Below are 22,562 nucleotides of genomic sequence, written 5' to 3'. Positions count from 1 at the left end.
TGCGGGCATGAGCGAATCCGACCTGCCCGCACTGCCCACCCTCACGCCCGGCCGCTACCGCCACTACAAAGGCGGCGAATACGAAGTGATGGCCGTCGCCCGCCACAGCGAGACGCTGGAGGCGGTGGTCGTCTACCGGCCGCTGTACAACGACAGCGGCTGGTGGGTGCGGCCTCACGAGATGTTCACCGGCACACTGGCGGTCGACGGCGTCGTGCGGCAGCGCTTTGAGCGCATTGGCTAGTCGCATCGCCGGGATGCCTTGCAGGGAGGGCCTGGCGGATGGATGACGGACAGCGGGCGCCCGACACTGCGGGAGCGGCTGCGGCCGCTGCTGCGCCTGGCCGCGGCTGGTTGCATCAGGGCGCACGCGTGCTGTTGTTCGGCGCGCCGCGCTGGCATGGGCTGGAGGCTCGCCCGTCGACGGTGGCCGGGTTCGTGCTTGCCAGCTATGCGGTCGCGTTCCTCGTGCAGCGGATGCTGGCGGAGGGCGCGGCAAGGCCGGTCTGGACTGGCTTTCTTCAGGGTTGGGCGGGCATCGCCATCAATGCGTGGCTGTGCTGGCTGGTGGTGAGGTCGGCTCGGCCCGCCGATGTTCGAGCGCCGACCGCTGCCACGCTGTTCACCCTGCTGTGCGCTGCCCACCTGCTGCTGAGCGTAGGCGTGACGGCCGGCGTGGTGCCCCTCACCGATGCGTTCGGTCCTGTGGACGAATGGCCTTCGACGCTGCAGTGGTCGCTGTGGCTGCTGCCGATGAGCTGGCCGGCGCTGGCGCAGATTCGCCTGCTGTGGCGTGTCGCGGCGTCCCGGTTGGCGCGCACGGCCATCCTGCTGCTCACGCCGATGCCGTTCATGCTGAACGGCTGGCTGGCGCCGCCGGTGTTCTGGTGGAGCGAGCCACCCGCGGAGACCCAAGCCTACGCGGGCCTGCCGATGACCGACGAGGTCGTCGACAACCAGCCGCGGTTGCTGGCGCAGGCTTTGGGCGCCCTGCAGCCGCCGCGCGCCCATCGCGTCAATGTCTATGCCCTGACCTACGCGCCGTACGCCGCCGAGGACGTCTTCATGCGCGAGAGCGCTGTCGTGAGCAAGACGATGCGTGAGCGGTTCGGCGCGGACGGCCGGCTGGTGGAACTGGTGGTGAACCCGGCCACCGCCACGACGCTGCCCTGGGCCACGCCGCTGAACCTGCGCAAGACCATCACCCGCATGGCTGCGGTGATGGACCGGGAACATGACGTGCTGTTTCTGCACCTGACCTCGCACGGCGGCGCGGATGGCAAGCTGGCCAGCAACACCTGGCCGCTGCAGACGGACCCCGTGACGCCGCTGTTGCTGAAAGCGTGGCTGGACGAGGCCGGCGTCCGCTGGCGCGTGATCTCGGTGTCGGCCTGCTACTCGGGCAGCTGGATCGCCCCGCTGGCCGGCGACGGCACGCTGGTGATGACGGCGGCCGACGCCGACCACACCTCCTACGGCTGCGGCAAGCGCTCCGAGCTGACCTTCTTCGGCCGGGCCATGTACGAGGACGCGCTGCGCGAGACGTGGTCCTTCAGGGAAGCGCACGCGCAGGCGCGCCAGCTCATCGAGGTGCGCGAGAAAGAGGCGGGCAAGAGCGACGGTTATTCCAACCCGCAGATCAGTGTGGGTGAGGGCATCCAACCCGTGCTGGAACGACTGGCTCGCCAGCAGGCGGGCGCCGCGCCCGCACGTTGAACTGCCGCGCCAGGGAGCGCACACATGCACGACGCCAATCTCCCCCTGACCCCAGCTGGCGGTCCTGCGTGCCGGACGACAAGCTGCGGCAAGTCACGGCGCTTCATGCGGTGCAGCGGCTCGCCGTCGGCCCGCTGAAGTCGCACGCGGCTCTGCACGTGGTGGTGGAAGATCTGATCTCGCAGGGCGACGGACCGGTGGTTCGCGCGATGGCGCGGCTGCAGCAGCAGGGCAGCACGCGGCACGAGGCCTTGCACGCGGTGGGCGAGGTGCTGGCCAGCCATCGCCACCGGCAGGCGCAAGGAGGCGGCGACGTTGGCGGGGCTTCGCAGCGCCAGCTGAACGACGTGCTGAACGCGTTGGCCGCCGTGCCACCGCCGCAGCGCTGAGCGCTCAACCCACGCGCGTCCAGTCCATCGACCAATCCAGCATCCAGCTCTTGCCGCCGTCCCGCGACGCGGCCTGCTGCCAGCGGCAGGCCGTGGGCGTGATCAGGTCCCAGACGCTGCGATAGAGCACGGGCTTGCCATCCTCCTCGGAGGCTTCTTCAAAGATGCCGGCGCCCCCCTCGAAGCTGCCCTTCAGCCCCTGGGCGCCCATTTCGCCCGACGCCGCGCTGACCCAGAAGTCGGACCACTGCGCCTTCTTCACGTCCAGCAGTCGCAGGCCCATGCCGCTGAACTGGCGGGCAGGGATGCGCAGTTCCTCGACGCTGCAGATACCGGCCAGGATGGCGTGCACCGTGGCCTCTCCCTCGAACGCATCCCACGCGCCGTTGCGGCGCCGGTGGTTGACGATCTTCCAGCGGCCGGTCAGGAAGTCGAAGTCACCCGGCTTGCCGGGCGTGCGGGTGGTGGGCAGGTTGCCGGTCATCGCCGGGCCGGGTTGAGGCTCGGCAGGCGCGACGGGGGCGGCGCCAGCGTTCGGGGTCAGCGCCAGCGCGGCGGCGGCTTGCAGCAGGCGGCGGCGTTCGTTGGAGTCGGTCATGCGCGTCTCGGTGAAAGTCGAGGTGGCGCATGCTGCGCGGCATGACATGACAATCGGCGTCATGTTTTATGGCGTCTCATCGAGAACATGCGCGCAAGCCGGCTGCTCTCCATCCTGATCCTGCTGCAGCTGCGGCCGCAGATCACGGCGCCCGCGTTGGCGCGCGAGTTCGAGGTGTCGGTGCGCACCATCCTGCGCGACATCGACGAGCTGTCGGCCGCCGGCGTGCCCGTCTACGCCGAGCGCGGCCGCGGCGGCGGCTTCAAGCTGCGCGAGGGCTTCGCCACGCGGCTCAACGGCCTGCTGGGCGACGAGGCGCAGGCGCTGCCGCTGCTGGGCCTGCCCGGCGCGGCCAGCGAGCTGGGCCTGGGTGGCGCGTCGCAGCGGCTGCGGCTCAAACTGCAGTCCGCGCTGCCCGGCGACACGGCCGCGCTGGCCGGGCGGCTGCAGGCGCGGCTGCACGTGGACCCGCTGGACTGGTACCAGGGCGGTGAGCCGGCCACTCATCTGCCGGCGCTGGCCCAGGCGGTGCTGGAGTGCCGGCGCGTCGAGCTGCGCTACCTGAGCTGGAAGGGCGAGCGCGACTGGAAGGCCGAGCCGCTGGGCCTGGTGCTCAAGGGCGGCAGCTGGTATGCCGTGGCGCGCGCCGGTGCGCGCACGTTGACGTTGAAGGTGGCCAACATCCAGTCGCTGAGCGTGGGCGAAGCCAGCTTCGAGCGCCCGGCCGACTTCGATCTTTCAACCTGGTGGCAGGCCTCGCTGCAGCGCTTCGAGCGCGAGCTGCGGCCCGAGGTTGCCGTTCTCCGCATCACCGCTGAGGGCCGCCGAAGGCTGGCCGAGAAGGGCAGCTACGCCGCGCAGGCCGTGGCGGCGGCCGTGGCCGAGAAGCCGGCCGGCGCGCAGCGCTGGGCGCGGGTCAACCTGCCCATAGAAAGCGTGGACCAGGCGGCGCGGCTGGTGATGTCGCTGGCGCCTGATGCCGAGGCCATTGGGCCGGTGGCGCTGCGGGAGAGGGTGGCGGCATGGGCGAGGGAGCTGGCACGGCGGAATGTGCGTGCATAGCTTCGGCACGCTGGCAATGAGATTTGTTTGCTGCACCCGTCCAACGGATGGATATGTCGTGACTTCACGCCGTTAGTGCGGATGTTTCATTGGCATAGTGGTTGGTCATCAAACACTTGCAGCAGCCGCGTCGATGTTGTGCAGCGGCGGCTGCCTGGCAGCCACTTCAAACATTGAGGCCTTGCGAAGCACACGCAGCGGAGCGTATGGGCATCCTCTCAAAGATCACAGTCGCCGCCATCGCAGCTGGCGCTATCGGTTTCGTCGGCGGAGCCGTCACTTCAGCCACACGCGGCTGGGGCTCTCCCCTTGTTTCTGTAGTCGTCGACAACCGAACCGCTTCGCCTGTCAGTCTGGTGAATTTGCATCTTTCCGCCTGTGGCTGCACCAGTACGCTTCCCGTCCGGGACCTCCAGCCTGGGCGCACCCATGAATTCCGCTTTCTCGTTTGCGGAGAAGGTGGCTACAAGCTCGATGCCATGCTGGAGAGCAAGATGGTTTTGAGCTCCGAGGCGTATGTGGAGAGTGGCTACCGGGTGGTCGAGGCCATTGAGCCCTTGCGCATCCGGTCTGAGGCTCGGGCCCATCCGTTCTAGGCTGAGAATGACCTTCGCCGGGCAAGCCGGGTCATGCAAAACGTCGCTGGAATACCGTGCCCCATTCCGTTCCCGAATTCATGCGATTCAGCGCGCCCGATCCGGTTGCGCTGGCAAGCAGCATCACCGACATGCGCGCCAAGTTGGCCGCCGCAGTCCAAACTGGCGACGCCCTCGCCGTTGTCGACGCCGCGGCTGACCTGGGCGGCCTGCTCACGACCGCGCGTCTGGAAGCGGAAGCGGCGCAGCTGCTCGAACAGCACCTGCATCTCGCCGAAGCCCATGCGCAGCATGAGCCCTCCGGCTGGTTCTGGAACGCTTATGCCACCGCGCTTCAGTACTGCGGCAAGCGGACCGAAGCCGAGCCGTACTTTGTCAAGGCCATCGACGCTGCCAGGGCCCACGGCTGGCGCCGGCTCGAAGCGCTTGCGTTGCACCACTGGGGCCGCAGCCTGGTGGAGCAGCAGCGGTTCACCGAGGCCGAGGCTCGAATCTCGGAAGCCCTCGCCATTCGAATCGAACTCAATGCGCCAAATCAGGAATCCTCACGCCGCGCGCTGGCCGAGCTTTCGGCCCTGCAAAGCAGCATGGCGCCGAAGCCTGACGCCGTGCGCAATCACCATGGAGCCCTGGGCTTGACGAGCATCACCTTCGAATCCGCCAACCAACCCGACGTCATCGCCCTCATCGCCGAGCTGGATGCCTACCAGGACAGCCTCTACCCGCCCGAAGCCCGATATGCCTTGGATCTGGGCTCGTTGACCCAGCCGAACGTGGTGTTCGCTGTGGCCCGGGACGCAGCGGGGCGGGCGGTGGGCTGCGGCGCCATCGTGCTGAACCCCGAGTTCGGCGAACTCAAGCGCCTGTTCGTCAGCCCGGTGGCGCGTGGACAGGGCCTGGCCCAGCGGCTGCTGGCCACTCTGGAAGCCGAGGCGGTGGCGCGCGGCTGCGCGCTGCTGACGCTGGAGTCGGGTCCCTTCCAGCCGGAGGCGCTGCGCCTGTACGAGCGCTGCGGCTTCGAGCGCTGCGGCCCGTTCGGCGACTACGCCGACGACCCCTTGAGCGTCTTCATGGCCAAGCGCGTTGCCGTGGCGCAGGCCGGCGTCACAGCACCCGCGGCAGATCCCGCCTGACCGCCACGCGGTCGCCGAAGTCGAAGTGCCACCATTCGGTGGTGATGCCGTGAAAGCCCGCCTCGCGCATCGCCGCGCGCAGCCAGCCGCGCTCGACCAGGTGCTGCGGCGTCAACGTGCCCAGCGCCAGGTGCTCGGCCTCGTGGTCGGGGTGGGAAGCCAGCGTCATCTCGTCGAAGCCGCTGCCCATGTCGACCTCGCGGCCTTGCGGGTCCAGCAGCGTCAGGTCCACCGCCATGCCAAAGCTGTGGATGGAGCCGCGCTCGGGGTTGGCCAGGTACATCGTCAGCGGCGTGCCCTGCAGCTCGTCCCAGAGGCGCTGCTGCACGCGCTGCGGGCGCAGTGCGTCCAGCACCAGCAGGCGGTAGCCGGGGCGGCGCTCGGCCAGCCAGGCGGCCGCGCCTTCCAGCGCGTCGGCGGCCTCGCGGCGCAGCCAAGCGCAGTCAATGCCGGCGTAGACGTCATGACCCACGAAGTTGTCGGCCGTGGCGTAGCGCAGGTCCGCGGCGATGCCGTGCTTCAGGCTGCTCAGCGGCCGGAAGTCCGCGTGCCCGGCAATGTCCTCGATGCGGATCATGGCAGTCGGGCGAGGTGGGTCTGCGCGGCCGCCGTGATGAACTTGACGAGGCGGCGCGAGGCCTGGCCCAGCGGCGCGCTGGCGGCGCTGAGCAGGTAGAGGTTGACGGTGACGGTCGGGTTCAGCGGCCGGATGCGCAGCTTGGCCAGGTCGGCGCTGGCGGCGGTGAAGGGGTCCACCAGCGTCATGCCCACGCCGGCTTCCACCAGCGCGCGCGCCAGCTGGTAGGTCTGCACGGTGATGCGGCTGGCCAGCGGCTGGCCCAGCGCCTCGCCGGCATGGTGCAGCATGCCGGCCAGCGGGTCGTCGCTCTGCAGGCCCACGATCTCGGAGCGGATGTCGGCCAGGCTCAGCGGCCCGTCGATCTGGGCCTCGGGGCTGCCCAGCGGGCACAGCGCCACCATCGCGCCGCTGGCGATGGTCTCGGCCTTGATGCCGGGGTGGCGCGGGTCCTGCAGCGACAAGGCCAGGTCGGCCTCGCCCAGCAGCAGCGCCGACACGATCTCGCGCGTGTGGTGCGTGGCCAGCGAGCAGCTGGCGTTGGGGAAGGCCTTGCACCAGGGCGTCATCGCCGCGGGCACGATGGCCATGGCCAGCGCGGGCGTGGCGACCAGGCGCACCTGCTCGCTCTCGCCGCTCTTCAGGTTGGCGGCCAGCCGGCGTATGCCGACCAGGTCGCGGTTGAGCTTGTCGATCTCGACGAACAGGCGCTGCGCCTCCGGCGTCGGGTAGAGCTTGCCGCGCACGCGGTCGAACAGCGCCATGCCCAGCTGCAGTTCGCAGTGCTGCAGCACCTTGGTCACGGCAGGCTGCGAGATGTGCAGCAGCTGGGCCGCACCACTGATGGTGCCGGCCTGCATGATGGCGTGGAAGACCTCGATGTGCCTCAAACGCATGGTGCCCCCGGCCCAGCGTGAACGCTGGTCCGCCCCCCGAGGGGGCCGATCAACAGCAGGGCCAGGAGCCCGGCCGCTGATCGTGAGGGCCGGCTTGGGGCGGCCCGGCGCTCGGCCCGGCAATGCACGACGGCCGCGACGGTCATTTGCGGTACACCCCTTCGAAGTCCACGGAACCGTTGGGCGCCATCTTGAAGCCGACGACGTCCTTGCGCACCGGGATGTAGACGGTGGAATGCGCCATCGTGATCCACGGCCGCTCGTGCTTGAAGATCTCCTGCGCGCGTTCGTACAGCGCGATGCGCTTCTTCGGGTCGGGCGTCGCGCGGGCCTCGTCGATGAGCTTCTCGAACTCGGCATTGCAGAACTTGACGCCGCTCTTGTTGGCCGCGCAGCTCAGGTTGGGCGTCAGGAAGTCGTCCGCGTCACCGGTCTCGCCGCTCCAGCCGCTCATGTAGACGTTGTGCTCGCCGTTGTTGGCGCGCTTGAGGTACTCGCCCCACTCGAAGGTCTTGATGCTGGCCTTGACGCCGATCTTGGCCCAGTCCTGCTGGATGAGCTGGGCCATCAGCTGGCCGTTGGGATTGGTGGGGCGCTGCACGGGCAAGGCCCACAGGTCGATCTCGAAGCCGTTCGGAAAGCCGGCCTTGGCCAGCAGCGCCTTGGCCTTGGCGGGGTCGAACTCGTTCTTCAGCTTCTTGTTGTAGCCGGGGATGGCGGGCGGGAAGGCGCTGACGGCCTGCATCGCGTCGCCGCGCGGGAACAGCGCCTTGAAGATGGCGTCGCGGTCGATGGCGATGTCCAGCGCCTCGCGCACCTCGCGCTTGTCGGTGGGCGGCTTCTTCAGGTTGAAGCTGAGGTACGAGATGTTCAGCGCCTGGATCTTCTCGATGCTGACGTTGGCGTTGCCGGCCAGCGAGCCCACGTCCACGTCGCGCAGCGCCGCGGTGACATGGCATTCGCCCGCGGCAATCTTCTGCACGCGCACATTGGGCTCGCGGCTGATGCTGAAGACGAGGTTCTGCGTCGGCTGCTTGCCGCCCCAGTAGTCGGGGTTGGCCGTCATGCGCAGCACGTCGTCCTTGGCGTAGCTCTTGAACATGAACGGCCCGGCGCCGACCGGCTGCACATTGATCTGGCTGGCCTTGCCCTCCTTGAGCAGCTGCGCGCCGTACTCGGCCGACTGGATGCCGGCCCAGGCGAAGGCGAAGTTGGCGACGAAGGTCACGTTCGGTTGCTTCAGCCGGAAGCGCACCGTGTGCTCGTCGACCTTGTCGATGCCGTCGATGAGCTTGGCCAGGCCCAGGTTCTGCGGGTAGACGAAGACGGCCGGGAAGGCCTTGTTGAAGGGATGGTTGGGGTCGATGAAACGGCTGAAGGTGAACACCACGTCGTCCGCGTTGAAGTCCCGCGTGGGCTTGAACCAGGGCGTGCTGTGGAACTTCACGCCGGTGCGCAGCTTGAAGGTGAAGGCCTTGGCGTCCGGCGAGATCTCCCAGCTCGTGGCCAGCTTGGGTTGCAGCTCCGTCGTCGGCCGCTTGAAGCCCAGCAGCCCGTCGAACATCTGCGCACTGACGATGTTGGTGCTGGCGCTGTCCCACAGGCCGGGGTCGAAGCCCTCGGGGCTGGCGTCGGCGCAGTAGACCAGCGGCTTGCCTTGGGCCAGGGCGGCGGTGGCGCTGCCCAGCAGCAGGCAGGACAGCAGGAGGCGGGGGAGGATGTTCATGGCTGTCGATTGTTTGAAGCGCTTGGCGATGCGGCAAGCTCGGCGGCACGCATCTTCCATAACCGAATGTTATACAGCCGGCCTGCCCCGCGACTTCACAATGGCGCGATGTGGACCGGCTTTGAATCCTGCAGTGTTCAACGTGACGGCGTCACGCTGTTTGCCCGCCAGGGCGGCCCCCGGGACGGCGAGGGGCCGCCGCTGCTGCTGCTGCATGGCCACCCGCAGACGATGGCCATGTGGCACCGCGTGGCGCCCGTGCTGGCGCGCACGCGCCGCGTCGTGCTGATGGACTTGCGCGGTTATGGCGACAGCGGCCGCCCGCCGGCCGGCGAGGGCAGCGTGGCCTATGCCAAGCGTGAGATGGCGCTGGACGCCGTCGCGCTGATGCGCTCGCTGGGCCACGAGCGTTTCGCCGTGCTGGCCCACGACCGCGGCGCGCGCGTGGCGCACCGGCTGGCGCTGGACCACCCGCAGGCGGTCACGCGGCTGCTGCTGCTGGACATCGCGCCGACGCTGGCCATGTACGAGGGCACGACCGAGGCGTTTGCCCGCGCCTACTGGCACTGGTTCTTCCTGATCCAGCCTGCGCCGCTGCCGGAGCGGCTCATCGAGGCCGACCCGATTGCCTATCTGCGCGACGGCATGGGCCGGCGTGGCGGCGCCTTCTTCGCGCCCGAGGCCTGGGCCGAGTACGAGCGCTGCATGGCCCGGCCGGGCTCGGCCGCGGGCGTCTGCGGCGACTATCGCGCCGGCGCCGGCATCGACCTGGACCACGACCGCGCCGACCGCGCCGCCGGCCGGCGCGTCACGCAGCCGCTGCGCGTGCTGTGGGGCGCGAACGGCGTCGTCGGCCGCTGCTTCGAGCCATTGACGCTCTGGCAGGCCGCGGCCGACCACGCCAGCGGCCGTGCGGTGGACAGCGGCCACTACATCGCCGAGGAGGCACCGGACGTGGTGCTGACCGAGGCGGCCGAGTTCTTCGGCAGCGACGCCTGATGCGCCCGGTCTGGCGCGGCTTTTCACGGGCTGCGAAAATGGCGCCATGAAGTCCATCGCCTATACCCGCGCCCAGGGCCTGCCGGCCCTGCTGCAGAACCGCATTGCCATCCTCGACGGCGCGATGGGCACCATGATCCAGCGCTACAAGCTCTCCGAGGCCGACTACCGCGGCGAGCGCTTCAAGGACCATCACAAGGACTTGAAGGGCAACAACGAGATGCTGATGTTCACGCGGCCCGACGTGCTCAGCGAGATCCACGAGCAATACCTGGCCGCCGGCGCCGACCTCATCGAGACCAACACCTTCGGTGCCACGTCGGTCGCGCAGGAAGACTACGACCTCGCCGGCCTGGCCTACGAGATGAACGTCGAGGCTGCCAAGCTGGCCCGCGCCGCCTGCGACAAGTACTCGACGCCGGACAAGCCGCGCTACGTGGCCGGCGCGCTGGGCCCCACGCCGCGCACCGCGTCCATCAGCCCCGACGTCAACGACCCCGGCGCGCGCAACGTCGACTTCGACACGCTGCGCGCCGCCTACTACGAGCAGGCAAAGGGTTTGCTGGAAGGCGGCTGCGACCTCTTCCTCGTCGAGACCATCTTCGACACGCTGAACGCCAAGGCCGCCATCTTCGCGCTGGACGAGCTGATGGAAGACACCGGCGAACGCCTGCCGGTCATCATCTCCGGCACCGTGACCGACGCCTCCGGCCGCATCCTGTCGGGCCAGACCGTCACCGCCTTCTGGCACTCGGTGCGCCACGCCCGCCCCATCGCCATCGGCCTGAACTGCGCGCTGGGTGCCACGCTGATGCGGCCCTACATCGAGGAGCTGGCCAAGGTGGCGGGCGACGTGGCGGTCAGCTGCTACCCCAACGCCGGCCTGCCCAACCCGATGAGCGACACCGGCTTCGACGAGACACCCGACGTGACGGCGCGGCTGGTGGGCGAATTCGCCAAGGCCGGCTTCCTGAACATCGCCGGCGGCTGCTGCGGCACGACGCCGGACCACATTGCGGCGATTGCCAAGGCCGTGTCGGCCTACAAGCCGCGGGTCAGCGGGGAGAAGTTCTTCAGCCAGATGCTGGACGCGGCCTAGCCGGCGCCCGGTCTGCGCCCGCGAAGACGGGTTGTTGACAAATGAATTCAAACGAATACATTCGTGTTCGTTGGAACTCATTTGAAGGCGGTGCCGCATGGCGACGCAGACGATCACGATGGAGCCGCTGTCGGCTCGCATCCCGAGCGACCTGTACCTGTGGCTGGCGCAGCTGCAGGTGGACGGCGCCACGACGAACAGCGACAAGCTGCGCGTGCTGCTGGGCCAGCTCAAGCGCCAGCACGATGGCGCCTTCGACTACGTGGCCGCCCATGGCTGGGCGCGGGAGCTGACGCACCGGCTGCGCGATGCGCTGGTGCGCATCGAAGGCAGCGAAGGTCGCCATTCAGAGGTGCTCAATCTGCTGGTCGAGCAGGTCACCACGCTGATGGCACTGGTCATCAGCAGCGCGCCCACGACCGCCCACGAAGCCGTCAAGCTGGAAGACGCGCTGGTGCGTCGCGCCGCGCTGCTGAGTGAATCCCTGTTGCGCCAGGCCACCACGAGTGCCGCGCATGCGTTCGACCCCGAGGTGGTGCGTCGCCACCTGACCGCCACCGTCGAGCTCGCCTCGACCCTCAACATCACCCAAGGAGCGTGAGATGGCCGATTCCCTGAAGACCCGTGTGGGCCGCGTGATCGCCGGCGGCGTGCATGCGCTGCTGGACAAGATCGAGGACCTCAGCCCGCAGGCCGCCATGGAGCAGGCCATCCGCGAGGCGGAGGGTGTCGTCGACGAGGTGCGGCACGAGTTGGGCATCGTCAGTGCCAACCGTCATCTGGCCCAGCAGCAGCACGCCAAGCTCAACCGCAGCCACGAGGAGCTGCGTGACCAGATCTCCCAGGCGCTGACGCAGCAGCGCGAGGACTTGGCACGTGCGGCCGTGTCGCGACAGATCGACATCGAGGCGCAGATCCCGGTGCTGGAGACGACGCTGGCCGACCTGGCCCGCCAGGAGCAGGAGCTGCAGGGCTTCACGGCCGCGCTGCTGGCCAAGCAGCGTGAGATGCAGGAGGCGCTGGCCGAGTTCCGCAAGAGCCGCGCGGCCACCGAGTCCGCCGCGCAGCCGGTGGGGCAGTCCAACGTGGAGCAGCGCCTGGGCAAGGTGACGGACGCCTTCGACAAGATCTACCAGCGTCAGACGGGCCTGGACGGCACGCAGCGCGCCGGCAGCCTGGACCAGGCTGCACGCCTGAGCGAACTGGAGCAGCTGGTGCGCGACCACAAGATCGCGGAACGCATGGCGCAGATCAAGGCCGGCCAGGCCTGACACTCACGCCCGGTCGCAACCCAGGAACGTGTCGATGAACCTGTTCACCTCGCCCGAGACCCTGCCCTTCGGCGTCGCCGTGGCGCTGATCGTGGCCATTGCCTTGCTGGAAGGCCTGGGCATGCTGGTCGCGCTCAGCCCCAGCAACGTCATCGACGACCTGCTGCCGCACGCGGTGCCGGAGTCCGGCATGGACCGCGTGCTGGGCTGGCTGCACCTGGGCCGTGTGCCGGCGCTGGTGCTGCTGCTGCTGTTCCTGCTGGGCTACGCGCTGTTCGGCTACGCGCTGCAGAAAGTCGCGTTCAACCTGCTGGGCGGCTTCATCCCCGCGTGGATCGCCGGCCTGCTGGCCGTGCCGCCGGGGCTGGCCACGGTGCGCGGCCTGGGGTCGCTGGTGGCGCACATCATCCCGCGTGACGAGACCAGCGCGGTCAGCGAGCAGTCGCTCGTCGGCCGGGCCGGCGTCGTCAGCGGCGGCCAGGCGCGCCGCGGCCTGGCGGCGCAGGCGCGGGTGCGCGATGCCTACGGGCGCACGCACTACCTGATGGTCGAACCCGACCTGGACGACGAAGTCTTCGAGGAAGGCGCGCAGATCCTGATCGTGCGCAAAGCGGGGCCGTTCTACCGCTGCATTGCCAATCCGCATCCCAACCTGATCTGAAACCGAGAGGGAGATTCAAAGAATGGACAACATCATCGACATCGCCGTCATTGCCGGCATCGCGCTGGTCGGACTGCTGACCATCGGCTTCGTCTTCGCGCGGCTGTACAAGCGCAGCACCAAGGAGTTGGCCTTCGTGCGCACCGGCCTGGGCGGTCAGAAGGTCATCATGGACGGCGGCGCCATCGTGCTGCCGGTGTTCCACGAGCGCGTGCTGGTCAACATGAACACGCTCAAGCTCGAGGTGCTGCGCCGCGAGCGCGAAAGCCTGATCACCAAGGACCGCATGCGTGTGGACGTGACGGCCGCCTTCTTCGTGCGCGTGAAGCAGACCGAGGAAGCCGTCAGCACGGCGGCGCAGACGCTGGGCGCGCGCACGATGAGCCCCAACGAGCTGAAGGCGCTGGTGGAAGACAAGTTCGTCGACAGCCTGCGCGCCACGGCCGCGACCATGACCATCCAGGAACTGCAGGACAAGCGCCGCGACTTCGTGCAGGCGGTGCAGAACGCGGTGGCCGAAGACCTGGAGAAGAACGGCCTGGAGCTGGAGTCCGTGTCGCTGACCAGCCTGGACCAGACCGACAAGCAGTTCTTCAACCCCAACAACGCCTTCGATGCCGAGGGCCTGACGCGGCTGACCGAGCAGACCGAGGCGCGCCGCAAGCAGCGCAACGACGTCGAGCAGGACACCGAGGTGCAGGTGCGTACCAAGAACCTGGAAGCCTCGCGCCTGAAGCTGACCATCGAGAAGGACCAGGAGTTCGCGTCGCTGTCGCAGAAGCGTGAGATCGAGATGGCGCGCGCCGAGCAGGCCGCGCAGATCGCGTCGCAGCAGGCCGAGCGCACCCGCGAGGCCGAGACGGTGAAGATCGAAGCCGAGCGCCAGGTGGGCCAGCGCCGCATCGAGGCCGAGCGCGAGATCAAGGCCGCCGAGATCGAGAAGACGCTGGTCATCCAGACCCGCGAGATCGAGCAGGAGCGCCAGACCGAGATGAAGCGCGCCGAGCAGCGCAAGCAGGTCGAGATCGCACGCCAGGACACGCAGATCGCCATCGCCACCAAGTCGCGCGAGCAGTCCGAGGCCGATGCGGCCGCCAACCTGGCCCGCGCCGAAGCCGTGAAGGCCGAGGAAACCGTCAACACCGCGCGCCAGGTGGCCGTGGCCGAGCGCGACAAGGCGATCCAGCTGATCGAGGCGAGCAAGGACGCCGAGCAGAACGCCATCGCGGTGAAGGTGTCGGCGTCCGCCGAGAAGGAAGCCGCCATCGACCGCGCCGAGGCGTTGACCATCGAGGCCAAGGCCAAGCAGGCGGCAGCCATCGCCGAGGCCGAGGGCCGCCGTGCGATCAACGAGGCGCTCAACACGCTGTCGGCCGCGCAGGTGGACCTGCAGGTGCGTACGCAGCTGCTGCAGCAACTGCCCACCATCCTGGCCGAGGCGGTCAAGCCGATGGAGAACATCGACTCCATCCGCATCGTGCAGGTCAACGGCATGCCCGGCCAGGGCGGCTCGGACGGCGGCGGCACCGCGAACGGCGCCACCTTCCCCGAGCAGGTCATGAACTCGGCGCTGCAGTACCAGATCGCCAAGCCCATCGTCGACGCGGTCATGCACGATGCCGGTCTGTCCAATCAGGGCATCACGGGCATCGCCAACAACCTGGCGTCGATGCTGAAGCCGATGGTGCCTGCCGCGCCCGCCAACGCGGCGGAGTAGCCCGGCTCAGGAGGCGCGCGCAGGTGCGCTCGCGGCCGGCCGGGCGCTGCGCCGCGGCGTCTCGCTGAACTCGGCCGGCGGCTTCATCAGCGCCGGGTCGGGCTCGCCGCGCCTGATCTTCTCCAGCCGGTAGTTCTGCTCGCCGCTGCGCGGGTCGGCGTCGCGGCTCTGCACGGTCAGCATCAGCTCCGGGCTGCGCCAGACCTCGCGGGTGCTGATGATGGCCTTCTCGTTGCCGATCTTGCCGGCCTCCACCGTCCAGGTCGTGCGCTCGCCGTTGACCTTGACGCCGTCGATCTCCTTGGCCGGCAGCGCCGTCGTCACGCCGCCGCTGCGTGGCTGCATGGGCAGCTGCAGCATCAGCGGGACGGGTGGCACGGGGGGCACCGGCGGCACGGGCGGCGCCATCAACGCCGGCGGCATGGGCATCTCGCTGGCGTGGATGACGCGCAGCTCGCGGCGGCGCTCGACGGGCGCGCTGGCGCCGCTGGCGGCCGTGGCGGGCAGCGCGAGCTCGCGTTCGATGACGATGCCCGGCTCGCCGTTCGCGGCGCGGCTGCGGATGCGCTCCACGTCCGCCGCCTTGGCGCGCTCGGCCACGCGGCCGGCCCATTCCTTCCAGCGGCCGGCCTGGTCGCGCATGCGCTCGCCCCAGTCCTGCATGGAGGCCTGCCAGGCCGACAGCGCCTCGTCATGGCCGCCCTGCATCCACACCGCGTTGCCGCGCAGCCGCTGCACGCGCTTCTGGTCGGGGTAGATGACCCAGCTCTCCTTGGCCACAGGGTCGTTCAGGTAGACGACCTTGGGCCCGCCCTCGCGCTGCACCTCGCGGCGCGTGCGGCCTTCGCCGTCGCGGCAGAGCTGGCTCTGCTGCTTGCGCACGATGCGGTTGCCGTCGCCCAGCGGCTGGATGCTCTCGTGCACGGCCGTGGCGCAATACGGCGCGCCGCGCACGACGCGTTCGGCCTCCAGCTCGCGGCCGGCAAACGTCAGCGCCTGGTCCCCGAGCGCCAGCTGCCGTGGCAGCTCCGCCAGCGCGACATTGACCTCGCGCTCGATGTCGCGCTGCAAGGTGTCGGGCTCCAGCGCGCCGGCCGAGGCCGCCAGCGCCGTCAGCGTCAGGCTCGTCAAGGTGTTCTTCATCAGGGTCTCCGTCGACAACATCAAGGCAGGAAGCGCACCGCCAGCACCTGGCCGCTGGGGTGCAGCATCAGTTCCGCGCGCACCGTCTCGTCGGCGCGCGCGGCATCAAAGGGCAGGCCCAGCAGCGCCAGCCGTTCGCGCGGCAGCTCGGCGGGTTGCAGCCAGACGGCGGCATTGCGGCCCCCGTCGCCAGCGGCGCCCAGCGCCGCGCGGAACTCACGCTCGGGCACCAGCGGGATGAAGCCGCTGCCGGCGCTGGCCGCCGTCTCGACGTGGCCGTCGGGTGGGTCCAGCAGCAGCATCGCGCTCAGCAGCAGCGCCGCCGTGGCGCCCAGCACGCCGCTGCCCCAGGCCAGGCGACGCAGCCAGCGCGGCTCGTGCTCGTCGGCGGCGGATGCATGGCGTGCCTGCAGTTGGCGCGTCAGGCGGGCCAGCAGCTCGGCGTCCTGTTCGGCATCGGGCCGCAGCCGGCTGAAATCGGCGCGGGCGGATGCGAGCCAGGCGGGTGTGGTTTCGGTGTTCATGGGCGTTCTCCCACGGCCAGCAGCTCGGCCAGGCGCTGGCGTGCGCGGTGCAGGCGGGTGCGCAGCACGTCCACGCTGACGCCGGCCACCGCCGCGGCGGCGTCGTAGCTGTGCTCCTGCAGGTCCACCAGCACCAGCGCCTCGCGCTGCGGCCAGCTCAAGGACCGGATGGCGGCCCACAGGCTGTCGTGCTGCTGGTGGTGTGTCAGGCGGGCATCGCTGGCCGGCATGGGCTCGGCGTTGTCGTCCGCGTCCAGCGAATCGTCCAGCGGCACATGGCGTCGCGCGTCGCGCCACTGGCTCAGCAGCTGGTGGCGGGCCATGCCGGCCAGGTAGGCGCCCAGAGAGCCGCGGCCGGGCTGGTAGGTCTGCGGGCCGCGCAGGAGCTGGGCGAAGGCCTCCTGCACGGCGTCCAGCGCAGCCGCCTCGTCGCCGGCCAGGGCCAGCGCGTAGCGGTAGACCGAGCCACTCTCGCGCCGGTACAGCAGCGCCAGCGCCTCGGCGTCGCCCGCGGCCAGGCGCGCCAGCAGCGTGGCCTCGTCGGCGCGTGCGGACGAGCTGGGGGCGACGAAGCCGAGGCGGGTCAGCCAACTCATGTCGGACAGCATGTGGAAGAGGCCTGCAGGAGGTGCATGCCTCTATTGAGCGCGGCGACCCCGGCTCGTTACTCAGGACAAACCCGTCGTCACTTTCGGCATGGGGCAGGGGCCTGCTGACACTACGTCAACGGGTCGCGTTGTGGCCCTTTCGGCCACAACCCTTCGGGAAGGCCCCCCGCAAGCAGCCACTCTGCGTTGCAGCGCTTGCCCGCACATGAGTGCGGGCGGCGCACTGCGCCTTGATTGGCCACTTGCGAAGGGCCTTCGCGCCCCATCGCCGCAGCGGCAGCAGGCCCCGCGGCATGATGCTGCACACCCCAAAGGAGACCGCCGGATGCTGAAGCTGCAAGGCCTGGACCACCTCGTGCTGCGCGTCATCGACCTGGACGCGATGGAGCGCTTCTATGTCGACACGCTGGGTTGCACCGTGGAGCTGCGCCAGGATGCCGTCGGCCTCGTGCAGCTGCGCGCGGGCCGCTCGCTGATCGACCTCGTGCCGGTGGACGGCAAGCTGGGCCGCATGGGAGGCGCGGCCCCCGGCGTCGAGGGCCGCAACATGGATCACTTCTGCCTGCGCGTGGAGCCGTTCGACGCGGATGAGATCCGTGCCCACCTGGCGGCGCATGGCGTGCAGGCCGGCAAGCCCGAGAGCCGCTACGGCGCCGAAGGCGAGGGACCGTCCATCTACCTGAGCGACCCCGAGGGCAATGTCGTCGAGCTCAAGGGACCACCGGGGGCTGTGCAATGAAGCCGCTGACCCGCGCCATCCTCTGGGGCGGCCTGCTGGCCGGCACCGGCGACCTCGTGTTCGCGCTGAGCTACTACGGCATGAAGCTCAAGGTCTTCCAGACCGTTGCCGCAGGGCTCATCGGCAAGGAGGCTGCGTTCAGCGGTGGGCCGCAGACCTTCGCGCTGGGCGTGGGGCTGCACTACGGCATCGCGCTGATCTGGGCCGCCATCTTCTGCGTCGTGGCGCTGCGGCTGCCGGCCCTGCTGCGCAATGCGACAGCCGCCGGGCTGGCCTATGGCTTCGTCGTCTACTTCGGCATGAACAACGTCGTGCTGCCGCTGTCGGCGCTGCACACGCCGGCCTGGCCGCCCAGGCTGGATGCGGCCGCGATCGCGGCGCATTGCTTCGTGTTCGGGCTGCCAATCGCGCTGGCGGCGCGAAGGGGCCTGCTCGGGCCGCCCGTGCGCTGACGGCAAACGCATGGGCTCATGCGCCTGGCGCGCAAGGGCATGCGCGCCTCGCGCAGAATCCCGGCCATGCCTGTCCTGCCCACCAAGCTGCCCAACACCGGCACCACCATCTTCACCGTCATGTCGGCGCTGGCCGCCGAGCATGGCGCCGTCAACCTCGGCCAGGGCTTCCCGGACTTCGGCGCCGACCCGGCGCTGCTGCAAGCCGTCACCGACGCGATGGCCGCCGGCCACAACCAGTACCCGCCGATGACCGGCGTGCCGGCGCTGCGCCAGGCCGTGGCCGCCAAGCTGAACGCGCTGTATGGCTCGGCCTACGACGCGGACCGCGACATCACCATCACCGCCGGCGGCACGCAAGGCCTCATCACCGCGCTGCACAGCTGTGTCGCCGCGGGCGACGAGGTCATCATCATCGAGCCGGCCTACGACAGCTACGACCCCGCGATCCGCCTGGCGGGCGCGGTGCCCGTGGGCGTGCCGATGACGGTGGACTACCGGCTGGACTGGGCCGCGGTGCGCGCCGCCATCACGCCGCGCACGCGGGCGCTGGTGATCAACACGCCGCACAACCCCAGCGGCCGCATCGCGACCGCCGACGATCTGCGCGAACTGGCGCGCATCGCCGAGCAGCACGACCTCTTTGTCATCAGCGACGAGGTCTACGAGCACATGGTGTTCGACGGTGCTGCGCACGAGAGCGTGGCCGCCTACCCTGGCCTGCGCGAACGCAGCTTCCTCGTCAGCAGCTTCGGCAAGACCTTTCATGTCACCGGCTGGAAGGTCGGCTACGTCGCCGCGCCGCCGGCGCTCAGCGCGGCCTTCCGCCGCCTGCACCAGTACACGGTGTTCACCGTGCACACGCCGACGCAGCATGCGATAGCGGCCTACCTCGCCAACCCGGCGCCATGGCAGGCCCTGAGCGACTTCTACCAGGCCAAGCGCGACGGCTTCCGCGCCGCGCTGGCAGGAACCCAGCTGAAGCTGCTGCCTTGCGAAGGCACCTACTTCCAGACGGTGGATTACCGCGCGGTGTCGGACCTGCCCGAGCTGGACTTTGCCCGATGGCTGACGACGGAGATCGGCGTCGCCGCCATCCCGCTGTCGGTGTTCTACCAGCAGCCGCAGGAGCGCGGGCACGTGCGGTTCTGCTTTGCGAAGCGGGACGAGACGCTGGCACTGGCGACGGAGCGCCTGCTGCGCGGCCTGCCGGGCTGACGGGTTTCGCGGGAGCGAAACAGGGCGCTGGCACGCCCCGTGCTAACCCTAGGGTCAGGAGGGCCGGCATGCCCGCGTGGGAGGCGCCGGTCGTGATCCAGCTCACGGAGTCCACCATGTTGCACCACCCGCGTGCGCCCACCGATGCACCAAAGCGAGCGGCCTCTGCACCCAGCCAGACGGCGGGCGAGCTGTATGGCAAGTTGATCAACCTGTCGGGCCGCCGCCGGTTCACGTCACAGCGCGTCGTGCTCTATGCCGTGCTGGCCTCTCAGGGCCGCGAGGGCGCGCTGGGCACTGCACACGACGCGCTGTCGACGTTCCGTGATGCCCACCGCGCGCTGCTGGAAGGCGAGCTGTCCCCCGCCGTGCTGGGCGGCGACCTGAAGCAGGCCTACTTCGGCCCCGACCGCGCGGACGATCGCATCTGCGCCTTCATCGACCTGGCGCAGCGCGCTCTCGACGCCATCTCCGCCAAGCTGCGCAGCACGCCGGGCCTGCTGGAGGAACTGGTGGAGAGTGCGACGCCGCTGCTCGCGGTGTTGAACCGCCTGACCCAGGTGCACGAGGACCTCGCGCGCCAGCAGGCCGCCTCGGCCAAGAAGCAGCTGACCAACGTGATGGGCGACATCGAGCTGATTGCCAAGCACGCGCGCATCGTGTCCTTCAACGCCCAGGTCGTGGCGGCACGCGCCGGCACCGCGGGCCGCGAGTTCGCCGTCGTGTCGGGCGAGCTGACGCAGATCACCGGCAAGCTGGACGGCCTGGTGCGCGAGGCGGTGCGCAGCGCCGTGGCCTGAGCCGTCAGGCCGCAGGTCGCAGCGGGCAGCTGGCGCCGGTCTCTGGCGTCTCGGCCAGCCGCGTCGCCAGGTCGGCCCGCAGCCCCTGCAATGCCGCGATGCGCGCGTCAACATCTGACAGCTTGCGTGCCAGCGTCGCGCGCAGTGCCGGCCCGGCGTCTTCGCCCTGGGCCAGCAGCGGCAGGTCGGCGGCGATCTCGGCCAGCGTGAAGCCCAGCTGCTGCGCCGTGCGCACATAGCCCAGCCACTGCACGGCTTCCTCGGGGTAGTCGCGGTAGCCGTTGTCGCTGCGGCGCGCCTGCAGCAGGCCGCGCTTCTCGTAGAAGCGCAGGCTGTCGCGGCTCAGGCCGGTCAGCGTGGAGAGGGTGCCGATGCGCATGCGATGACGAACGAGGAAGAAAAGGGCTTGACCCTGGAGCGTAGTCCAGGGTCGAGCATGCCGGCTCTGTCGGCCCCATCGTCCTTCGCGACGCTTCACGCATGCCTTCTTTCAGCACCTCCCGCTTCCTGCGCGTCGTCTGGTTCAGCGCGCTCTACGACCTCCTCGTCACGGCGCCGTTCGCGACGCCCTGGACCTTCGAGCTGAACCGCGCGCAGCTGAGCGCGATCAACCAGGCGCTGGGCGGCCAGCCGCTGCCGGTGTTCGACGCCTTTCAGACGCTGTTCGCGCTGCTGATGGGCAGCATCGTGCTGGTCTGGTCGGTGCTGCGGCTGCGCGGGCCGACAGTGCAGTTCGGTCGCTACGACGCGGCGGGACGGGGGCTGTTCAGCCTGTGGATGGGTTGGGCCTGGTGGCAGACGGGTGCACCGTTGCTGCTGCTCTTCATCGTGCCCGAGCTGGCCTGGGCCGTGGTGCAGGGCTGGCGTGTGCAGCCGGGCCGTGGCAGCGTCACTCGGGGGTTGGGCTTTGCAGGTGGTTGACCGCTTGAAGGTCCTGTCGTCCTGAGCGGCGCCTCGAACGCGAGGCTGACGCTATCGCCGCTCGAGCAGCGCCTTCAAGGCGGCCAGGTCGGCCTGCATCAACCCGGCATCGCGCTCGACGGCGGCGTCGTCCATCCCGGGTTGCCGGAACAGCCCCAGCATGACCTCGCTGCCAGCGCCATTGCGCATCACACGCATCGGCACGTAGACCTCGCTGTCGTCGGCCAGGATCACCGTGTGATCGGCCACGCCGAAGTCGTTGCGCGGCGCAAAGCGCATGCCCACGGTGCCATCCGCCGTGACGGCTTCCCAGTGGTCGCCCGCCTGGCGGACCTCCGCGCCCAGCCCGCCTGCCCAGCGAGGCAGGTTGCGCGGGTCGGCGACAAAGTCATAGACCTCGGCGGTTGGCCGGGCAATGGACACGGTCAGGCAGCGCAGGGCGTTCATCGCTCAGCCGGCGCGTTCGAGCATCGCCTGCAGCAGCACGTTGCACCCCGCCTCGATGTGCTCGGGCTTGGCGTCCTCGATCTCGTTGTGGCTGATGCCGTCCTTGCAGGGGATGAAGATCATGCCGGCCGGTGCCAGGCGGGCCATGTAGACGGCGTCGTGACCGGCGCCGGACACCGCGCGCATGTTGCTGTAGCCCAGCGTGTCAGCGGCCTTCTGCACGGCGGCGATGCAGTCGGCATGGAAGGGCTGCGCCGGGTAGGCGCTGACGGGCGTGATCTCGATGGGCAGGCCGCTGTCGGCACTCAGCTTGGCGGCCACCGCGCGGATGTCGGCGTCCATGGCCTCGCACAGTGCGTCGGTCGCGTTGCGCAGGTCGATGCTGAACTTCACGCGGCCGGGGATGACGTTGCGGCTGTTGGGGTGCACCTGCACCATGCCCACCGTGCCGCGCCCGTGCGGCGGGTGGCGGTGGGCGCAGGCGATCACTTCCTGCATCAGCTTCGTCGCCACCTGCAGCGCGTCCTTGCGCAGCGCCATCGGCGTGGGGCCGGCGTGTGCCTCCATGCCGGTGACGACGCAGTCATACCAGCGGATGCCCAGCACCCCGGTGACGACGCCGATGGTCTTGTCGTGGTCCTCCAGCACCGGGCCCTGCTCGATGTGGGTCTCGAAGTAGGCGCCGATGGGGTGGTCGCCGGGGACTTGCTCGCCGATGTAGCCGATGCGTTCCAGCTCGCCCTTCACCGTCTTGCCTTCGGTGTCCGTCGCTGCGTAGGCGTGCTCCAGCGTGAACGCGTTGGCGAACACGCCCGAGCCCATCATGACGGGCACGAAGCGCGAGCCTTCCTCGTTGGTCCAGAACGCGACCTCGATGGGGGCTTCGGTCTCTATACGAAAGTCGTTCAGCGTGCGCACGACCTCGATGCCGGCCAGCACGCCGTAGTTGCCATCGAACTTGCCGCCGGTGGGCTGGGTGTCGATATGGCTGCCGGTCATGATGGGCGGCAGGCTGTTGTTGCGGCCCGCGCGGCGCATGAAGCCGTTGCCTATTCTGTCGATGGTGACCGTCATGCCGGCCTCGCGTGCCCAGCGCGTGACGAGGTCGCGGCCCTGCTTGTCGAGGTCGGTCAGCGTCAGGCGGCAGACGCCGCCCTTCTCGGTGGCGCCGATCTGCGCCAGCTCCATCAGCGAGTCCCACAGGCGCCGGCCGTTGACGCGCAGTGTGGAGATATCGGGCTTGGTGACGGCGGTGTCCATGATGGGCTCC

General features: G+C 69.6%; 27 protein-coding genes. 17 read left to right on the top strand and 10 right to left on the bottom strand.

What is annotated here, in order from left to right:
- Positions 1–7 precede the first annotated feature (7 nt).
- The 3 genes from AC1D29_RS13810 (at position 8) to AC1D29_RS13800 (ending at position 2,105) form a co-directional block, all read left to right on the top strand.
- Complete coding sequence (locus tag AC1D29_RS13810; protein WP_477898214.1) at positions 8–244, top strand: DUF1653 domain-containing protein; 237 nt, start codon at positions 8–10, stop codon at positions 242–244.
- 134 nt (positions 245–378) lie between these two features.
- On the top strand, positions 379–1,716 hold the full coding sequence (locus tag AC1D29_RS13805; protein WP_477898212.1) for a C13 family peptidase: 1,338 nt from the start codon (positions 379–381) through the stop codon (positions 1,714–1,716).
- 68 nt (positions 1,717–1,784) lie between these two features.
- Positions 1,785–2,105, top strand: coding sequence for a hypothetical protein (locus AC1D29_RS13800; protein ID WP_477898210.1), 321 nt, complete (start codon positions 1,785–1,787; stop codon positions 2,103–2,105).
- A 4-nt stretch (positions 2,106–2,109) separates the two neighbouring features.
- On the opposite strand, the gene AC1D29_RS13795 is transcribed toward AC1D29_RS13800, so the two are convergent.
- A complete protein-coding gene (locus AC1D29_RS13795; protein ID WP_477898208.1) occupies positions 2,110–2,703 on the bottom strand; it encodes a hypothetical protein in 594 nt (197 codons plus the stop codon).
- A gap of 87 nt (positions 2,704–2,790) precedes the next feature.
- Here AC1D29_RS13795 and AC1D29_RS13790 point away from each other — a divergent pair, with 87 nt between their 5' ends.
- The 3 genes from AC1D29_RS13790 to AC1D29_RS13780 all read left to right on the top strand — a co-directional run bounded on the left by AC1D29_RS13790 (position 2,791) and on the right by AC1D29_RS13780 (position 5,494).
- Positions 2,791–3,765, top strand: coding sequence for a helix-turn-helix transcriptional regulator (locus tag AC1D29_RS13790; protein WP_477898206.1), 975 nt, complete (start codon positions 2,791–2,793; stop codon positions 3,763–3,765).
- Between the two features lie 206 nt (positions 3,766–3,971).
- Positions 3,972–4,361 (top strand): hypothetical protein, encoded by a 390-nt coding sequence (locus AC1D29_RS13785; RefSeq protein ID WP_477898204.1) that lies wholly within the window; start codon positions 3,972–3,974, stop codon positions 4,359–4,361.
- Between the two features lie 56 nt (positions 4,362–4,417).
- Entirely contained in the window at positions 4,418–5,494 is a 1,077-nt protein-coding gene (locus AC1D29_RS13780) for a GNAT family N-acetyltransferase (RefSeq protein ID WP_477898202.1), read from the top strand.
- On the opposite strand, the gene AC1D29_RS13775 is transcribed toward AC1D29_RS13780, so the two are convergent.
- The 3 genes from AC1D29_RS13775 to AC1D29_RS13765 form a co-directional block, all read right to left on the bottom strand.
- A complete protein-coding gene (locus AC1D29_RS13775) occupies positions 5,466–6,071 on the bottom strand; it encodes a M15 family metallopeptidase (protein WP_477898200.1) in 606 nt (201 codons plus the stop codon). The genes AC1D29_RS13780 and AC1D29_RS13775 overlap by 29 nt on opposite strands.
- Positions 6,068–6,967, bottom strand: coding sequence for a LysR family transcriptional regulator (locus AC1D29_RS13770; RefSeq protein ID WP_477898198.1), 900 nt, complete (start codon positions 6,965–6,967; stop codon positions 6,068–6,070). Before AC1D29_RS13770 ends, AC1D29_RS13775 begins: the two co-directional genes overlap by 4 nt.
- Positions 6,968–7,109: 142 nt before the next feature.
- The gene (locus AC1D29_RS13765; protein WP_477898196.1) at positions 7,110–8,693 is read right to left on the bottom strand and encodes an ABC transporter substrate-binding protein; all 1,584 of its coding nucleotides are present in this window, start codon (positions 8,691–8,693) and stop codon (positions 7,110–7,112) included.
- Positions 8,694–8,801: 108 nt separating this feature from the next.
- Here AC1D29_RS13765 and AC1D29_RS13760 point away from each other — a divergent pair, with 108 nt between their 5' ends.
- The 6 genes from AC1D29_RS13760 to AC1D29_RS13735 all read left to right on the top strand — a co-directional run bounded on the left by AC1D29_RS13760 (position 8,802) and on the right by AC1D29_RS13735 (position 14,440).
- Positions 8,802–9,692 carry an alpha/beta fold hydrolase gene (locus AC1D29_RS13760; protein WP_477898194.1) on the top strand — a complete coding sequence of 297 codons (891 nt, stop codon included), beginning with the start codon at positions 8,802–8,804 and terminating at the stop codon, positions 9,690–9,692.
- A gap of 46 nt (positions 9,693–9,738) precedes the next feature.
- The gene (locus AC1D29_RS13755; protein WP_477898192.1) at positions 9,739–10,791 is read left to right on the top strand and encodes a homocysteine S-methyltransferase family protein; all 1,053 of its coding nucleotides are present in this window, start codon (positions 9,739–9,741) and stop codon (positions 10,789–10,791) included.
- A gap of 97 nt (positions 10,792–10,888) precedes the next feature.
- The gene (locus tag AC1D29_RS13750) at positions 10,889–11,392 is read left to right on the top strand and encodes a hypothetical protein (protein WP_477898190.1); all 504 of its coding nucleotides are present in this window, start codon (positions 10,889–10,891) and stop codon (positions 11,390–11,392) included.
- A gap of 1 nt (position 11,393) precedes the next feature.
- Positions 11,394–12,062 (top strand): PspA/IM30 family protein, encoded by a 669-nt coding sequence (locus AC1D29_RS13745; RefSeq protein WP_477898188.1) that lies wholly within the window; start codon positions 11,394–11,396, stop codon positions 12,060–12,062.
- Positions 12,063–12,096: 34 nt separating this feature from the next.
- Positions 12,097–12,723 carry a YqiJ family protein gene (locus AC1D29_RS13740; protein ID WP_477898186.1) on the top strand — a complete coding sequence of 209 codons (627 nt, stop codon included), beginning with the start codon at positions 12,097–12,099 and terminating at the stop codon, positions 12,721–12,723.
- Between the two features lie 22 nt (positions 12,724–12,745).
- The gene (locus AC1D29_RS13735) at positions 12,746–14,440 is read left to right on the top strand and encodes a flotillin family protein (protein WP_477898184.1); all 1,695 of its coding nucleotides are present in this window, start codon (positions 12,746–12,748) and stop codon (positions 14,438–14,440) included.
- 6 nt (positions 14,441–14,446) lie between these two features.
- Here the strand turns inward: AC1D29_RS13735 and AC1D29_RS13730 are convergent, their stop codons facing one another.
- Genes AC1D29_RS13730 through AC1D29_RS13720 form a run of 3 tightly spaced genes read right to left on the bottom strand, consistent with a single transcriptional unit; the run spans position 14,447 to position 16,703 of the window.
- Complete coding sequence (locus AC1D29_RS13730) at positions 14,447–15,583, bottom strand: hypothetical protein (RefSeq protein ID WP_477898182.1); 1,137 nt, start codon at positions 15,581–15,583, stop codon at positions 14,447–14,449.
- Between the two features lie 20 nt (positions 15,584–15,603).
- Positions 15,604–16,107 carry a hypothetical protein gene (locus AC1D29_RS13725; protein ID WP_477898180.1) on the bottom strand — a complete coding sequence of 168 codons (504 nt, stop codon included), beginning with the start codon at positions 16,105–16,107 and terminating at the stop codon, positions 15,604–15,606.
- Positions 16,104–16,703: an RNA polymerase sigma factor gene (locus AC1D29_RS13720; protein WP_477898178.1), complete on the bottom strand. Its 600-nt coding sequence runs from the start codon at positions 16,701–16,703 to the stop codon at positions 16,104–16,106. Before AC1D29_RS13720 ends, AC1D29_RS13725 begins: the two co-directional genes overlap by 4 nt.
- Positions 16,704–17,040: 337 nt before the next feature.
- Between AC1D29_RS13720 and AC1D29_RS13715 the strand changes: the two genes are divergently transcribed.
- From AC1D29_RS13715 to AC1D29_RS13700, 4 genes are all read left to right on the top strand, one after another.
- On the top strand, positions 17,041–17,454 hold the full coding sequence (locus AC1D29_RS13715; protein ID WP_477898176.1) for a VOC family protein: 414 nt from the start codon (positions 17,041–17,043) through the stop codon (positions 17,452–17,454).
- Positions 17,451–17,906: a hypothetical protein gene (locus tag AC1D29_RS13710; RefSeq protein WP_477898174.1), complete on the top strand. Its 456-nt coding sequence runs from the start codon at positions 17,451–17,453 to the stop codon at positions 17,904–17,906. Before AC1D29_RS13715 ends, AC1D29_RS13710 begins: the two co-directional genes overlap by 4 nt.
- 39 nt (positions 17,907–17,945) lie before the next feature.
- Positions 17,946–19,124, top strand: a complete 1,179-nt coding sequence (locus AC1D29_RS13705) for a methionine aminotransferase (RefSeq protein ID WP_477898306.1) — start codon at positions 17,946–17,948, stop codon at positions 19,122–19,124.
- A 68-nt stretch (positions 19,125–19,192) separates the two neighbouring features.
- Entirely contained in the window at positions 19,193–19,924 is a 732-nt protein-coding gene (locus AC1D29_RS13700) for a methyl-accepting chemotaxis protein (protein WP_477898172.1), read from the top strand.
- Between the two features lie 4 nt (positions 19,925–19,928).
- Here AC1D29_RS13700 and AC1D29_RS13695 read toward each other — a convergent pair whose 3' ends face one another.
- A complete protein-coding gene (locus tag AC1D29_RS13695; RefSeq protein ID WP_477898170.1) occupies positions 19,929–20,303 on the bottom strand; it encodes a MerR family transcriptional regulator in 375 nt (124 codons plus the stop codon).
- A gap of 101 nt (positions 20,304–20,404) precedes the next feature.
- Between AC1D29_RS13695 and AC1D29_RS13690 the strand changes: the two genes are divergently transcribed.
- Positions 20,405–20,845, top strand: coding sequence for a hypothetical protein (locus AC1D29_RS13690; protein ID WP_477898168.1), 441 nt, complete (start codon positions 20,405–20,407; stop codon positions 20,843–20,845).
- A 51-nt stretch (positions 20,846–20,896) separates the two neighbouring features.
- On the opposite strand, the gene AC1D29_RS13685 is transcribed toward AC1D29_RS13690, so the two are convergent.
- Positions 20,897–21,292 (bottom strand): SRPBCC family protein, encoded by a 396-nt coding sequence (locus tag AC1D29_RS13685; protein WP_477898166.1) that lies wholly within the window; start codon positions 21,290–21,292, stop codon positions 20,897–20,899.
- Positions 21,293–21,295: 3 nt separating this feature from the next.
- Positions 21,296–22,552: a Zn-dependent hydrolase gene (locus AC1D29_RS13680; protein WP_477898164.1), complete on the bottom strand. Its 1,257-nt coding sequence runs from the start codon at positions 22,550–22,552 to the stop codon at positions 21,296–21,298.
- Positions 22,553–22,562 lie beyond the last annotated feature (10 nt).

Source organism: Roseateles sp. P1_C6 (assembly GCF_056406315.1).
This window is presented reverse-complemented; position numbering and strand designations above follow the sequence as displayed.

Excerpts from the sequence above, each read along its gene's own strand:
- AC1D29_RS13695 (WP_477898170.1), bottom strand. The coding sequence starts at position 20,303 with ATGCGCATCGGCACCCTCTCCACGCTGACCGGCCTGAGCCGCGACAGC.
- AC1D29_RS13710 (WP_477898174.1), top strand. The coding sequence starts at position 17,451 with ATGAAGCCGCTGACCCGCGCCATCCTCTGGGGCGGCCTGCTGGCCGGC.
- AC1D29_RS13785 (WP_477898204.1), top strand. The coding sequence starts at position 3,972 with ATGGGCATCCTCTCAAAGATCACAGTCGCCGCCATCGCAGCTGGCGCT.
- AC1D29_RS13745 (WP_477898188.1), top strand. The coding sequence starts at position 11,394 with ATGGCCGATTCCCTGAAGACCCGTGTGGGCCGCGTGATCGCCGGCGGC.
- AC1D29_RS13735 (WP_477898184.1), top strand. The coding sequence starts at position 12,746 with ATGGACAACATCATCGACATCGCCGTCATTGCCGGCATCGCGCTGGTC.
- AC1D29_RS13720 (WP_477898178.1), bottom strand. The coding sequence starts at position 16,703 with ATGAGTTGGCTGACCCGCCTCGGCTTCGTCGCCCCCAGCTCGTCCGCA.
- AC1D29_RS13680 (WP_477898164.1), bottom strand. The coding sequence starts at position 22,552 with ATGGACACCGCCGTCACCAAGCCCGATATCTCCACACTGCGCGTCAAC.
- AC1D29_RS13690 (WP_477898168.1), top strand. The coding sequence starts at position 20,405 with ATGCCTTCTTTCAGCACCTCCCGCTTCCTGCGCGTCGTCTGGTTCAGC.
- AC1D29_RS13715 (WP_477898176.1), top strand. The coding sequence starts at position 17,041 with ATGCTGAAGCTGCAAGGCCTGGACCACCTCGTGCTGCGCGTCATCGAC.
- AC1D29_RS13725 (WP_477898180.1), bottom strand. The coding sequence starts at position 16,107 with ATGAACACCGAAACCACACCCGCCTGGCTCGCATCCGCCCGCGCCGAT.
- AC1D29_RS13705 (WP_477898306.1), top strand. The coding sequence starts at position 17,946 with ATGCGCGCCTCGCGCAGAATCCCGGCCATGCCTGTCCTGCCCACCAAG.
- AC1D29_RS13750 (WP_477898190.1), top strand. The coding sequence starts at position 10,889 with ATGGCGACGCAGACGATCACGATGGAGCCGCTGTCGGCTCGCATCCCG.
- AC1D29_RS13795 (WP_477898208.1), bottom strand. The coding sequence starts at position 2,703 with ATGACCGACTCCAACGAACGCCGCCGCCTGCTGCAAGCCGCCGCCGCG.
- AC1D29_RS13770 (WP_477898198.1), bottom strand. The coding sequence starts at position 6,967 with ATGCGTTTGAGGCACATCGAGGTCTTCCACGCCATCATGCAGGCCGGC.
- AC1D29_RS13730 (WP_477898182.1), bottom strand. The coding sequence starts at position 15,583 with ATGAAGAACACCTTGACGAGCCTGACGCTGACGGCGCTGGCGGCCTCG.
- AC1D29_RS13790 (WP_477898206.1), top strand. The coding sequence starts at position 2,791 with ATGCGCGCAAGCCGGCTGCTCTCCATCCTGATCCTGCTGCAGCTGCGG.
- AC1D29_RS13755 (WP_477898192.1), top strand. The coding sequence starts at position 9,739 with ATGAAGTCCATCGCCTATACCCGCGCCCAGGGCCTGCCGGCCCTGCTG.
- AC1D29_RS13760 (WP_477898194.1), top strand. The coding sequence starts at position 8,802 with ATGTGGACCGGCTTTGAATCCTGCAGTGTTCAACGTGACGGCGTCACG.
- AC1D29_RS13700 (WP_477898172.1), top strand. The coding sequence starts at position 19,193 with ATGCCCGCGTGGGAGGCGCCGGTCGTGATCCAGCTCACGGAGTCCACC.
- AC1D29_RS13685 (WP_477898166.1), bottom strand. The coding sequence starts at position 21,292 with ATGAACGCCCTGCGCTGCCTGACCGTGTCCATTGCCCGGCCAACCGCC.
- AC1D29_RS13765 (WP_477898196.1), bottom strand. The coding sequence starts at position 8,693 with ATGAACATCCTCCCCCGCCTCCTGCTGTCCTGCCTGCTGCTGGGCAGC.
- AC1D29_RS13775 (WP_477898200.1), bottom strand. The coding sequence starts at position 6,071 with ATGATCCGCATCGAGGACATTGCCGGGCACGCGGACTTCCGGCCGCTG.
- AC1D29_RS13740 (WP_477898186.1), top strand. The coding sequence starts at position 12,097 with ATGAACCTGTTCACCTCGCCCGAGACCCTGCCCTTCGGCGTCGCCGTG.
- AC1D29_RS13810 (WP_477898214.1), top strand. The coding sequence starts at position 8 with ATGAGCGAATCCGACCTGCCCGCACTGCCCACCCTCACGCCCGGCCGC.